Here is a 13698-nt window from a genome sequence, read left to right on the forward strand (position 1 = left end):
CACATCAAAATAGACCCATATACCTGTGTATACGAGGGACTTTTAATGCTGTTTTATATTTATTCTTTTATAAATGTACTAGCTGGTTTCACGCAATAAATAGTTTCCTAAAGTACAAATCCAATGCACGATGCAAAGGAATAATAGACAAACTCAGGGATTGTGTCGACGGTTCTGCTTTTACAAGCGACGGGCATGATATAGATTTTTTGTTACGACGGAACTCGTTCCCGTCTAAAAAAACGAGGTGTACATTGCATTTGTCTTTTAAAGAATATATTGAAATTGGCAGGGTATTCAAAACCAAGGCAGTATGCAATTTGGCCAACATTCCATTCGGTATGACTTAGCAGTGCAACGGCTTCGGTGGCAATTCTTTTCAAGATATGTTCCGAAGTGGTTCGGCCGGTTACCTCTTTTACAGCATGATTGAGGTGATTTACATGTACAGAGAGTCGTTCGGCGAAATCGTGTGGTGTTCTTAATTCAAGTATATGATCAGTGGAGCCTATCGGAAATTGCCTTTCAAGCAATTCTATAAACATCGATGTTAATCTGACAGCCGCGTTGTTTTCCCTAACATAAGTGTCTGGTGGTTGAACCTTTAGTGCTTCATGCACAATTAATTGAATGTAATTGCGGAGCATGTCATATTTATGAACATACATACTTTCCATTTCAGTCATCATCTTGGCAAATAGCTCCATGAAAATCTCTTCCTGATGTTGGTTAATGGAAATGATAGGGCAACCCTGAAGCTGCCATAACAATGACTCTCTGAGACTTTCGTTTCTGTTATGTATAAAATTCTCGGTAAACAGGCAGAAAAATCCAGCCTGGGTTTCTGAGGTTGCTTCCCAGGCATATGGAATATTGGGGTTGGTAAAAAGCAAGCCTCGTTCTTTTACAACAATTCGCCGATTTGGATAATGAAGTATTCCAGATCCTAGGATCAGTGAAATCTTATAATAATCCCTACGATTATATGGAGAGGGCTGGACAGAACAATGCGTAGATCTTTTGAATACTCCAAAGTGCCCGACATTCGTAACAGTTTCAACACTGGGGATGGTAACATCGGGATGACGAATCTTTAGACGTTCATAAAAATCCTGAAGGCTTTCAATTTTATTCACAACATAAAGTTCTTCATTTTTATTCAGCATTAGCGATAACCTCTGTGTAAAATTATGGTTGTATGACTTGACCAGACTGCATTTCTTCTGAAGGATTTGTTACCAGTTCATCGTCTGCTTTAAGATCTCCGAAAATCTCTATTCTATCATCTGCTTCCCTGCCTTTTTTTACTTCGATCTTTTCTATCTTATTATTGTTGTTTTTTAGCACAAAGATACCTTCAGCTGTTTCCAATAATGTTTTTTTAGGGACCACGAATGTGCTTGCATTGGCTGGAAGTGGAATGTGAACTTCAGCTACCATGCCTGGTAATAGTTTTTTTGACGTGTTTGGAACATCCATTTCTATTTTCTCGGAACGAAGACGTAGGTCTAAAGCACCCGATAAGCGCTTAACTTTGGCGGTAAAAACCTGATCTGGCATTGACTTTACTGAAAAGCTAATTTGATTACCTTCCTTTAAATACCCTGTATATACTTCAGGAATAGAAATGGCTAAACGAAGATTTTTCTGTTCCTGCAGGGTAAGTAATGGAAATTCTGATCCCTTGCCAGACGGCCCCACATAAGCACCTAAATTCACATTTCTGGAAGTAATAATGCCGCTAAATGGCGCGCGGATTTCCAGATAATCTCTAATGGCGGCTACTTCTTTATAGGCAGCTTTAGTTGCTTCAAATTGTGCCTGATCAGAATTTCTACGGGCTATGGCCTGATCCAGATCATTTTTGGAAATAGTGCCTGGGGTTTTACTGGTCTCGTACAATCGCTCGTAATTCGCTTTGCTTGCAGTGTATAAAGCTTCCTGAGATTTGAGTCTCGATTGTGCGGCAGCCAACTGAGAATTGGTTTCTGGTGCTTCCAGGGTCATTAGCAATTGACCTTTACTCACCTGTGAGCCGATATCTACTTTTAGTGTTTTAATAAAGCTGCTTATCTTTGCGTACAGGTCAACTTGCTGGTAAGCACTTAGCTCTCCAGGCAGCTGCAGTGTGGTGGCAAGCTTATCTTTTTTAAGTTTAAAGGTAGCAATAGTAGCTGCCTTTTCTTTTTTGTCTGCTTCTCTTTCTGCTTTGGCTGTACATCCGTTGATTATAGCCAATATGGCAATTCCTCCTGTCAGGACTACTGTGTTTAGAAATAGGTTTGTTTTCATTTGTGAGTTAGTTTAAATGCCTTTATGTTATTCTGCTAATCCTTTGATGTAATGTCTACTTTCTTTATCCTCTGGATCAAGTGATATAGATTGTGTGGTTTCCTTGCCCTGTACCCATGCAAATACCAATGGTAAAATTATCAAAACCGCAATAGTTGAGGCGATCAAACCTCCAATTACTGCCCTGCCAAGCGGCGAAACCTGATCACCTCCCTCACCATGGCCAATTGCCATCGGAAGCATTCCGGCAACCATGGCCACACTGGTCATAATGATGGGTCTAATCCTTAGCGCTGCCGCTTCTTTTGCCGCGCTTACTGCATTCCCGCTATGTTTACGCAAATGCTCTGCGTTTGTTATCAGAAGTACAGCATTAGCGATAGATACCCCAACAGACATAATGATGCCCATATAAGATTGAAGATTTAAGGTAGAACCGGTAATACTCAGCAACAGCAAAGCTCCGAGTATAACAGCGGGTACTGCAGTTAAAATTACCAATGGTACTTTAAATGACTGGAAATTTGCCGAGAGCATCAGGAATATAACCACAATTGCTACAAGAAGTCCAGATTGTAAACTGCTTAAGGTCTCTGCAAGTACATTGATCATACCTACTGGTTTTACAATCAAACCTCTCGGCAGTTCACCCAAATCTTTAATCGCTTTATTTACATCCTTACTAGCGGAGCCCAGATCCATTTTGTTCAGGTTTGCCGTAACAGAGAGGTAGGGCATAGCACCAACGTTGTCATTTTCGCCATAAGTGGTATCTGTAGTAATAGTGGCTACGTCGCTTAGTACAGGTCTGATGCTGTTTCTAAGCAAGGGGATTTCGCCGATATTTTCTTTGGTGTTCATCTGGTTAAAAGGAACCTGTACCTGAACGTTATAGGTTAAGCCAATTTTCTCATCTACCCAGACATTTTTATCTGTATAACGGGAGGAAGAGGTGGACGCTATTAACGATCTAGACACATCGCTCATATCTACACCCAGTTGAGCAGCTTTAATTCTGTCAATATTTACATTTAACGCAGGGTATTTGATAGACTGTGCAATTTGCACATCACGCAAATAAGGAATCTGTTTCAGTTCAGCGAGTACCTTTCTGGCGTAAGTTTCATTTATCTTTTTATTCTTACCCGCTATACGTACTTCAACAGGAGTGGGAGAGCCCTGACTTAACACCTTGTCGGTTAATTCTATTGGCTCAAAAGATAAACTGATATCTGGTTCAAGTCTTTTTATGTTCTTCCTTAATTCATCTTTGAATTCTTCCATATCGACATGATAATCTTTCAGTCCAATCTGAAAAACGGCTTCATGTGGTCCGGCCATAAATAAATAAATTGGGTTTACCGAGAATAAAGATGGATGCTGTCCTACATATACTGAACTAATGGATAAATGATCCTCTCCAACCATCCTTTTAATTTCCTTAAGTATCACTTGTACTTTTGCTTCTGTACGTTCCAGTCTGGTTCCTTCGGGAGCTTTCATTCTTAACTGAAACTGACTGGAATTTACTTTAGGCAATACGTCTCTTCCAATATTTGTGAGTAACAAGGCTGCCGCCACAATAACTACCAGCAAATAAACCACCACCACAGGTTTACGATAACCCATAAGTCGATCCAGAAAACGCATAAAACGATTCCTAAATCTATCAAATAGAGAAACCTTGCCATCGTTACTGAAATCCTCACGTTCTACAAGGATTTTCTTTTGATTCAGCGTATCTTTTTCTGATTCCAGTCCCAGTCCCGTTTCGTTAAAAACGGCCTCGTCATCCGTAATCTTTTTACTATGCCTCGGTGTTTTTTTAGGGTGTGCTACCATTAACCAATTGGCCATGATGGGTACAAAGGTTTGTGATAAAAAGAAGGAAACAATCATAGAGAATCCAATTGCAAGTGCCAGTGGCAGGAATAGCGCTCCAGGAATGCCTGTCATGGTGAAAGCTGGTGCAAATACAGCAAGGATACATAACAGGATCAGCAATTTTGGAAAGGCGATTTCCTTACAGGCATCCCAGATGGCCAGGGCCTTGGGTTTACCCATATCAAAATGCTGGTGTATATTTTCTATCGTTACTGTTGATTCGTCGACCAGGATACCAATAGCTAACGCTAAGCCACTTAAGGACATGATATTGATGGTTTGATCAAACAACTTCAGAAACAAAACCCCAGCAATGATAGAAGTTGGTATGGTTAGAATTACAATCAGGGCCGCTCTTCTGTCACCTAAAAATAGTAATACCATTAATCCGGTAAGAATTGCGCCGATTGCACCCTCACTGATCAGACTTTTTACCGCATTGATCACATATACCGATTGGTCAAATTCGTAAGACAGTTTTACATCCTCAGGCAGTGTATTCTGAATCTGAGGTAAATTCTTTTTTAAGTTACTAACCACATCCCAGGTGGAGGCGTCACCTGATTTGGCAATGCTCAGGTATACCGACCGCTTACCATTAATTAAGGCGTAACCCGCTGTCGCGTCTGCTCCATCCTTAACTACAGCAACATCCCGCAGGTAAAGATTTTGTACACCCCCCTTAAATAATGGAATATTTTCAAAATCTTTAACATTTTTGATTGTATAATTGGTTGGGGTCAGGTAATTCTTGTCTCCTATACGAACATTACCCGGAGGCGCTGTTTGGTTATTTACTTTGATGGCTTCAACTACCTGGTCTACGGTTAAATTATGTGAACGCATTAATACCGGATCCACATTTATTTCAATTGTTCGTGGACTTCCGCCAAAAGGTGCAGGTGCTAACAAGCCCGGGATAGAAGTAAATGAAGCGCGAACGTAGGTATTGGCAATATCCTGCAATTCGTTGTTTGTTCTTATAGGGCTGCTTAGTACAAGCTGACCTATTGGAAGAGATGAAGCATCAAAACGGATAATGAAGGGAGGCTGTGATCCCGGAGGAAAAATGGCCTGGGCACGATTGGATAGGGCACTGAGCTCGGAAGCTGCCTGAGCCATATTGGTTCCTTCGTAGTAAGTGAGCTTCATTAGCATCAGACCCTGAATATTTTTGGTTTCAATGGTTTTAATGCCATTGGCAAACAATAGGATGTTAACATATTGCTTGCCAAAGTAAGCTTCCATCTGGCTAGGGGTGTAACCACCGAAAGGGTGGGCGATATAGATCACCGGCAGGTTCATTTTAGGTAAAATATCTACCTTAATGGTGTTTACTGCACTAATGCCAAAAAAGAACAGCCCGGCAACCAATACTAATATTGAGATAGGTTTTCTAAGCGCAAAGCGGATTAAATTCATGAATATTGCTAATTAAAATTCGTTGATGAAAAGGTCAAAATCTCCAAGTGCAGCCGATTTTAGTAATAATGCCTGCCAAACATTGTTGTAGGCAATATCTCTGTCAGTTTCTGCGCGGTTAAGGGTGTACAATGCCTGGGTAAGATCTACTATTGTAGTTAATCCATTTTTATATAAAGTGCTTTTCTGAAGGTAGGCGTCTGATGCAGCTTTAACCTGTATCGGCGCTTCGTTATAGTTGTCAATGGCATTTTTGAGTTTGGCGTTAGCTAATGATAATTGAGCTTGTAATTGCTGCGCCACAAGTTCATATTCGTCTTGCAGCCCCTTACTTTGGAACTGTTGCGCCCGTACCTGAGGGCTGGTACGCAGTATGCTTGTTAAATTCCAAACTACCCCCACACCCAAAAGATAGTTTCCTCTAGTTGGGTTTATCCCATCAAAATAACTTTTGGTAAAGGCTGTTTGGTTTTGAGCATATGTGGAGCTAAATCCGGATCCTCTTCCCTGCATTACTCCAAAAAGAGAAAAAGTAGGATAGTAGGATTTTCGGAAAAGGTTTATCTGCTCATTGCTCACATCGACCCTGTTTTTATAGAATCGCATTAGCGGATGATTTTTTTCATTCAACGAACCATCTGCAAACATCTGATGGGGAATCCTTGAAATAGAGGCAGTATCCAGTTCCATTTGCGTTGAGGTAACACCCATCAGTACACTTAATCGATTTGCTTGTTCTTGTTCCAGGTCTCTTGCTTTAGTTAGCGAGATTTTTGCGCTGGAAACTTCCGCTTTGGCAAGTGAAGAATCTACGCCGGCAATTAGCCCGTTGTGTGCCCTGATCACTGCTGTATTTTTGAATGTGATTGCTCTTTCGAGATTGTTCTCCTGGGATTTAGCTAATCGTTGGGCGGCCAGTAGATTCAGATAGGCTGCGGAGACTTTGATTTGCTGTTGAAATTTTTCCTGCGCCAGGTCGTTCTGATCTCTTTGCAAGATCGTATTGGCTACTTTAACCCTTTCTTTGATCCTGCCGAATGTGAAAAAATCCCAATTGATATTGGCAAGGTACAAGCCCCCGAAAGCGGAATTCCAGTTTTGTTTTTCTAATGCCGGTCCGCTTGATGCGATACCCAGGCCGCCCAGGCCATAAGATGGACCATTTTGTCCGTTAATGGTACCATAGTCTTGCTGGGCCGATAAGCTCAGGTTCGGAAGGAAATCGGTTTTAGCTTGCTGGACGGAAGCTTGTGATGCATTAACATAATTCTGTTTAGCTTTAATAGTCCCATAATTGGTTAAAGCAGTATTTACTGCATCTTTCAGTTTTAGTGTTTGTGCTGATGATGTTTCTGTACCAATAACTATAAAACTGAGGAAAAACAGAAAGCAAGGTAGGACTTTAGTCATAGTGTATTTATTACACGACAAATTTATTTTTCTGCCTTGAGCTCAAAGTATGCGCGTCAAACGATTTATTATGAAATTCAAATAATTGTCCCTTTTTTCAATTAATGACTTTGCCATTACATTGCCTATTTGGTTCAGTTTAGGTCGTTGCACTTCATCGTCATCTTTTCTAATCGTCAAGATAAATGCCTAGAAGTTGAGGAGTTAGATGCCAGGGAATGCGGAGCTTTAAATGGGGTATCAGTCCTTGGGTTGGATTTGTTGCTGCTTATGTTTTAGTTGAAGCCGCGCTAAATCCAAGGGCTCACGCTAAGGCTTTTATGGAAGGCTGGAATAGTATTTAAAAAAGAAATCATACCTTAAAAATCTCAGCATGAAAACAATCGATCAAAGTTATTTAACTGATTTGACAGAAGAAGAAATGAACCAATTAGATGGAGGAAGTGAATTTAGTGAAGCCGTTTTCAGAACGGCAGGATTTATTGCCAAGTTTTTTTACTATGCAGCTACGGAGGATCCCATCAGGCCAAGCACATACAGGTAATAAATTTAAAGAAGAATTAAAGTATCTATTGGTATAACCAGTGGATACTTTAATTCTTTATAATAAGGTTTATGACGAAAGTTTATAAAAAGGAGATCTTTATATTTTTAATTGTATTGTTTTCTATTGTTTTTATCGAATACATTTTGAATATTAGAAATAAAGGAAACGCCGATTTTACTAAAATATTCTATTCTGTATTTTGGAAGATAGCGCTATCTTCTGTTTTGCGTATACTTTTCCTGATGTTACGAAAAAAGAGTTGAAGCCCCACTTTTAGATAATGAAAGATCATAAATACACTAGCAGACAACAGATTACCAGAGTTTTAATGATCATCCTTCCCTACATCATTGTTGTTGGTGTTTTTCAGCTCATTGCTTGTGTTCTGATTGGCGTTGATATCTTAGCGCCAGCTGTTGAACTCTCTGCCTGGCAGAAATTGGTATTAACTCTATTTAGCTCTTTTGGCACTTTGCTTGTCGTTTTCTTGTTTAAAAAACATGTTGACAAGGAACCTTTTAATAGTTTAGGACTTGGAAGTATCCATATATGGGATATTTTTTTGGGGCTGTTGATTGGCTTTGTCATTATGGTCACAGGATTTTTTATCCTTGTCTATATGAATGAGATAACATACTCAGGAAATAAATTTTTACCGGGAGACTTTATTTTAAGTTTCTGCACTTTTGCCTTGGTTGCAATATCGGAAGAGTTGTTCGTGCGAGGATATATCTTAGGCAATTTAGTTCAATCAATGAATAAATATAAGGCATTGATCATATCATCGGTGTTTTTTAGCTTAATGCATGGACTCAATTCGAATTATGGCTGGTTTGCAGCAATTGAATTATTCTTAGGCGGAATGTTGTTAGGCCTTTCTTATATCTATGTACCGAATTTAGGTTTTCCTATAGCTCTGCATTTTAGCTGGAATTTTTTTCAGGGAACAGTCTTTGGTTTTAATGTAAGTGGATCTAGGGCTTACTCACTGATTACCCAGGTTCGCAGTGAAGATACAATTTGGAATGGCGGCCCTTTTGGATTTGAAGGCTCCGCCATTTCAGTTGTTTTTCAAATATTAGCGATTATTGTGATTTATTTGCTATTCAACAAACGAAAACCAAATTTAGATGTCAATAACGTCCAGATTTCTTCTACCAGATAAATTGGTAAACGACCTCTTTGTTAAGCAGATGGTAAACCTTTTATTTAATATAAGGGAAGTCAAATAGAAACGACATGCCTCTAAACTCTGGTTTTGGTCAAAAGAATGTGTATTTCATCAAAGCTGGTCACTAAACCGTTCGTCATCGTCGAGATGAAGAGCGCTTATCAAACAAGCAATGGAAGATTTTAAGCATCATATACTATTCTTGCTGAATCAAATCTCCGGTCGTAATTGAACACATCGTATATTAAACGGGCAAGTAGGATTTTGATTTCCAAAGCATCTTTAAACTTATCAACGTGATACTGATATACCCATTGTTCGTCTCTAAGAATAAATCCGAGAGGTTTAATCTCTTTGCCATCTCCAAATACCCACTCATGATGATCATAATAAGGGTCTTCATCGTAAAGCAATGTAATTTCAATGGTGTGATCTTTTAATGTAAATCTGGCATATATATCAGGCCTGGATTTAAAATACAGTTTGAAACTGCTGACTACCCCTTTAACCAAATCAAACAGCGCGTTATCGATCTCCTGACTATCGTATGTCTGACTAACAACAGGCGCACGCTGCCATTCAAGGATTTTGTTTTCTCCTTCCTGAAGCTGTTCTGCAAAAAAATCTGTTCCCAAACGATCAAAGTATTTTTTATATTCTTCGCTGGTTAACATCTTAGTCATATTTCTCGCTTTAGCTTTTTCTTCCGAAATGAGCCCGTAGAACGGATGCTGCATGCCCTTAAGGATATCGAGCGTTTTATTGACTTTTCTTAAAGCTTTGTTATGATAATGTGCATAGATATAGTCACCCTCATCAATATACTCCGAAATCTGTTTTTCAAGTTCGACTTTCTCTATTTCATAGGCTTCGATTAATTCTTCAAGATCTGATTTCATACAAGGTCAGCTTTAAGATAAATATAGTTTTAAACAAATTATAAAAGGAAGATTTATTCATCGTTATGACTATGTGGTGACCTGCACGCGACTGACGTATCCTTATATTTGGTTTTAAATCATCCAATCAATGAAGAAAATAGGATTTTTATCATTCGGACATTGGTCTGACCATCCCTCGTATCAAACTCGTAACGCCGGCGACACATTACTTCAATCCATAGACCTTGCTGTTGCCGCAGAAGAAATTGGTTTGGACGGTGCCTATTTTAGGGTGCATCATTTTGCACGGCAGCTGGCATCACCATTTCCGCTGCTTTCGGCTATTGGGGCAAAAACCAATAAGATAGAGATCGGGACGGGCGTGATCGATATGCGCTATGAAAACCCACTGTATATGGTAGAAGATGCCGGTGCGGCGGATCTGATTTCGGGTGGTCGCTTGCAACTTGGTATTAGTCGGGGTTCGCCCGAGCAGGTCATCGAAGGCTGGCGTTACTTCGGTTATCAACCTGAACAGGGAGAAACCGATGCAGATATGGGCCGTAAAAAAGCCCTGGAGTTTTTGGATCGCTTAAAGGGTGACGGATTTGCCCAGCCCAATCCCAGTCCTATGTTCCCGAACCCGCCGGGTCTGTTACGCCTGGAGCCACATTCCGAGGGACTGCGTGAACGTATCTGGTGGGGAGCTGCCTCTAATGCAACCGCAGTTTGGGCTGCCGAGAATGGCATGTACCTGCAAAGTTCAACGCTGAAATTTGACGAAAATGGTAAGCCTTTCCACATCCAGCAGGCGGAACAGATCAGGTTGTATAAGGAAGCCTGGAACAAAGCCGGGCATCAGCGCGAGCCAAGAGTTTCAGTAAGCCGTTCAATCTTTGCACTGGTAAACGATCAGGACAGGTATTATTTCGGACAACAGGGAAAAGGAGCGGATAGCTTTGGCTATATTGAAGCTGATAAACGGGCGGTCTTTGGTAGGAGCTATGCAGCCGAACCCGATCAGCTCATCAAAGAGCTTGCTGCAGACCAAGCAATACAAGAAGCCGATACGCTGTTGCTAACCATACCGAACACATTGGGCGTTGATTATAATATCCATGTCTTGTCTGCTATTCTAGAGCATGTCGCCCCTGCACTGGGTTGGCGATGAATCGTCATCTCTCAATGCAGGAGCAAAAGCTCATACTCATTAAGCCGGAATTTTATCTTTTTTCTCCCGTTCCCAGAAGCGGTGCAGGGCAATTGCCTTCATAAAAGCTTCCGGTTTAAAATCTGCCAACAAGCCTGCTTTTGCATCGGCATCATCACTTTTCAATTTTGCACCAACATAACTTTGATTAATCAACTCAATACCTTTACCAGTGGTGGCAATGGCTTTGCAATGTCTATAGGCTTCATTTATAAAATGAATAGCATCTGGTTCAGATAGTAAGGCTTTAATGCTTTTTTCTCCGCCAGGCACATATACTGCATCGAATACCACAGAAGTTCCCGTTAAGAAGCTCATGTCAATTTTGATTTCTTTACCGGCAGAGTCTTTAAGTGTGCCATTTTTAGGTGCAACAACCTTAACAACGGCGCCTGCAGCAAGAAGTGTTTTTTTCATATTTCCAAAATCTGACGCGTCAACACCATCAGCAGCCAGAAAAGCAATTTGTCTGGTCTTAATGCTGTCTTTTGAAGTATTTGCCATACTCAGGGCCGAAGATTTTTCAACTTCTGATTTTACTTTGATCGGTTTATAATCTGCCGGATTGGCATCTGCTCCAAGATTATGGTTAATTGGTTCTATTGGTTTTCCTGCTTTTAAGCCTAAACTCTCTGCAACGGCATTGGCAAGAGGTGTGCTTACCTGCGTTAGAAGGTTCACCATACGTTGACGGATTTCTACGCTTTCAACTTTGCCTAGTTCAAATTTAAATGCATCGGCGATGTGGTTTTGCTCTGGTTCCGATTGACTGTTATAGAATAACGTTGCCTGACTAAAGAAATCCATAAAGCTTTTACTCCGTGCCCTTACTTTATGTGCATCAATACGTTCTTCATAGGATGAAAATCCCCCCTCAGCTATCTTCGCCTGTGCAGGGCTGCCATCGGAAATAGAATTTGGGTGATAACCGCTCTTTCCTACGTTGATCTGCTGACGCATATGTCCATCTCGCTGATTGTTGTGTACTGTATTGACGGAACGATTAATCGGGATTTCGTGGAAATTAGGACTTCCTAAACGAGACAATTGCGTATCAGTGTATGAGAATAAACGGCCCTGCAATAAAGGGTCATTAGTGAAATCTATGCCCGGAACCAAATGACCAGGGTGGAAGGCAACCTGTTCAACTTCGGCAAAGAAATTATCAGGATTGCGGTCTAATACCAATTTACCAATCCTTTGCACCGGCACCAGCTCTTCCGGAATTAGCTTGGTTGGATCTAATAAATCAAAACCAAACTTATGCTCATCTTCCTGCGGTACAATTTGAACGCCAAATTCCCATTCTGGAAAAGCGCCACTTTCAATGGCATCGTGTAAATCCCGGCGGTGAAAATCAGGATCTTTACCAGATATTTTTAAAGCCTCGTCCCAGGCAACGGAATGTACGCCCAAAAGTGGCTTCCAATGAAATTTCACAAAACAAGATTTTCCTTTAGCATTAATAAATCGAAAAGTATGTACACCAAAGCCTTCTATCATCCGCAGACTCCTGGGGATTGCCCGGTCTGACATGGCCCACATAATCGTATGCATAGATTCAGGGGTGAGCGAGATAAAATCCCAAAAGGAATCGTGAGCGCTAGCCGCCTGCGGTATTTCAGTATCAGGTTCAGGTTTAACCGCATGGATCAGATCAGGAAATTTTATTGCATCCTGGATAAAGAACACCGGAACATTATTGCCTACCAGATCATAGTTTCCTTCCTGTGTATAAAACTTAATGGAGAATCCACGAATATCCCTTGCCAGATCCGTAGAGCCTCTAAATCCAGCAACGGTAGAAAACCGCATAAATATTGGGGTTTTAACCGATGGGTCCTGTAGGAAGCCAGCTTTGGTATATTTAGCCATAGATTCATAAACCTGGAAATAGCCATGCGCTCCGGAACCACGAGCATGGACTATTCTTTCCGGGATTCGTTCATGGTCAAAATGTGTGATTTTCTCCCTCAGGATAAAATCTTCCAGTAATGATGGTCCGCGGTCCCCGGCTTTCAGAGAATTTGTGTCATCGTTAATTTTAAGGCCTTGGTTGGTTGTCATGAACTCACCCTGATCGGAAGTGGTATCGAGTTTTTTCTTTTTCATATTCTTGTTTGATTTATAGATAGGTGTTGTTTTAAAAGCAGGACTCCCTGTTCATTACCTTGTTGTAACGCAATTTCTAATGCATCCATGCCACGATTATCGGTAATCGTTATATCTGCACCATGTTTCAATAGCAATTGAGTTAGTTCATTGCGCCCAAACATAATGGCAAACATCAAGGCCGTTCCTCCATTCCCGTTCAGCGCGTCGAGGTTGATATGGGGATGAGTGAGAAGAAGTTCTGCTATATCTGCATAGCCTTTAAAACACACGCCCATTAATGCTGTATTGCCACCCGTATCTTTGCCATTAACATCTGCTCCTGACTGTAAGAGCAATTGGACTGCAGCAAGTTGATTATTATAAGAAGCGATAATCAAGGATGTATAACCCTTATCATCCCGAACTTCAAGGTCGGTTTTTTGATCTATTATTTCTTGTAACAGTGGCAAATCGCCAGTTCTTGAAGCGTGAATTAAGGCTGATGTGATAGGATCCATGATATTAGAACAACTTCAATGGAGAATTGTTTAATTGATAGGAACCCAGGAATTTTGTTAATATACAGGATTGTCTTTAGAAATAGTGGTGGAACAGTTGAAGTGAAGATTGTGGCAGAGCGATACCAGCTACAGCGGTCAGGTTTACGCAGATTAATTTTACATCTCTTCATCTCGACCAAAGGAGAGATGACGGCGTATCTAAATAGACACTGGGTAACTACCCCTACAATAATACTACAGTCGTTTGTTAAGATGTTGTTTTTTAG

The 13698-nt window shown here is 40.7% G+C and carries 11 protein-coding genes; 4 read left to right on the forward strand and 7 right to left on the reverse strand.

Annotation, left to right across the window (positions count from 1 at the left end):
- Nucleotides 1-212 precede the first annotated feature (212 nt).
- From AC6CH7_RS23530 to AC6CH7_RS23545, 4 genes are read right to left on the reverse strand one after another with little or no spacing between them, the layout of a single operon-like run.
- Nucleotides 213-1166: a helix-turn-helix domain-containing protein gene (locus tag AC6CH7_RS23530; RefSeq protein ID WP_498265032.1), complete on the reverse strand. Its 954-nt coding sequence runs from the start codon at nucleotides 1164-1166 to the stop codon at nucleotides 213-215.
- Nucleotides 1167-1188: 22 nt separating this feature from the next.
- Nucleotides 1189-2292 carry an efflux RND transporter periplasmic adaptor subunit gene (locus AC6CH7_RS23535; protein WP_498265033.1) on the reverse strand — a complete coding sequence of 368 codons (1104 nt, stop codon included), beginning with the start codon at nucleotides 2290-2292 and terminating at the stop codon, nucleotides 1189-1191.
- Nucleotides 2293-2319: 27 nt separating this feature from the next.
- On the reverse strand, nucleotides 2320-5598 hold the full coding sequence (locus AC6CH7_RS23540; protein WP_498265034.1) for an efflux RND transporter permease subunit: 3279 nt from the start codon (nucleotides 5596-5598) through the stop codon (nucleotides 2320-2322).
- Between the two features lie 12 nt (nucleotides 5599-5610).
- Nucleotides 5611-7008, reverse strand: coding sequence for a TolC family protein (locus AC6CH7_RS23545; RefSeq protein ID WP_498265035.1), 1398 nt, complete (start codon nucleotides 7006-7008; stop codon nucleotides 5611-5613).
- Between the two features lie 218 nt (nucleotides 7009-7226).
- Between AC6CH7_RS23545 and AC6CH7_RS23550 the strand changes: the two genes are divergently transcribed.
- The 3 genes from AC6CH7_RS23550 (at nucleotide 7227) to AC6CH7_RS23560 (ending at nucleotide 8720) form a co-directional block, all read left to right on the forward strand.
- Complete coding sequence (locus AC6CH7_RS23550) at nucleotides 7227-7352, forward strand: hypothetical protein (RefSeq protein ID WP_498265036.1); 126 nt, start codon at nucleotides 7227-7229, stop codon at nucleotides 7350-7352.
- A gap of 29 nt (nucleotides 7353-7381) precedes the next feature.
- Nucleotides 7382-7552, forward strand: a complete 171-nt coding sequence (locus tag AC6CH7_RS23555) for a hypothetical protein (RefSeq protein WP_498265037.1) — start codon at nucleotides 7382-7384, stop codon at nucleotides 7550-7552.
- A 283-nt stretch (nucleotides 7553-7835) separates the two neighbouring features.
- Entirely contained in the window at nucleotides 7836-8720 is an 885-nt protein-coding gene (locus tag AC6CH7_RS23560) for a CPBP family intramembrane glutamic endopeptidase (RefSeq protein ID WP_498265038.1), read from the forward strand.
- 188 nt (nucleotides 8721-8908) lie between these two features.
- Here AC6CH7_RS23560 and AC6CH7_RS23565 read toward each other — a convergent pair whose 3' ends face one another.
- Nucleotides 8909-9625 (reverse strand): hypothetical protein, encoded by a 717-nt coding sequence (locus AC6CH7_RS23565; RefSeq protein WP_498265039.1) that lies wholly within the window; start codon nucleotides 9623-9625, stop codon nucleotides 8909-8911.
- A gap of 130 nt (nucleotides 9626-9755) precedes the next feature.
- On the opposite strand from AC6CH7_RS23565, the gene AC6CH7_RS23570 reads away from it, so the two are divergent.
- Nucleotides 9756-10778, forward strand: a complete 1023-nt coding sequence (locus AC6CH7_RS23570) for an LLM class flavin-dependent oxidoreductase (RefSeq protein WP_498265040.1) — start codon at nucleotides 9756-9758, stop codon at nucleotides 10776-10778.
- Between the two features lie 39 nt (nucleotides 10779-10817).
- Here AC6CH7_RS23570 and AC6CH7_RS23575 read toward each other — a convergent pair whose 3' ends face one another.
- Nucleotides 10818-12929 carry a catalase gene (locus tag AC6CH7_RS23575; protein WP_498265041.1) on the reverse strand — a complete coding sequence of 704 codons (2112 nt, stop codon included), beginning with the start codon at nucleotides 12927-12929 and terminating at the stop codon, nucleotides 10818-10820.
- The gene (locus AC6CH7_RS23580; RefSeq protein ID WP_498265042.1) at nucleotides 12926-13429 is read right to left on the reverse strand and encodes an ankyrin repeat domain-containing protein; all 504 of its coding nucleotides are present in this window, start codon (nucleotides 13427-13429) and stop codon (nucleotides 12926-12928) included. The genes AC6CH7_RS23575 and AC6CH7_RS23580 overlap by 4 nt, the downstream gene beginning before the upstream one ends.
- Between the last annotated feature and the right edge of the window lie 269 nt (nucleotides 13430-13698).

Source organism: Pedobacter sp. GQ55, from assembly GCF_059758925.1.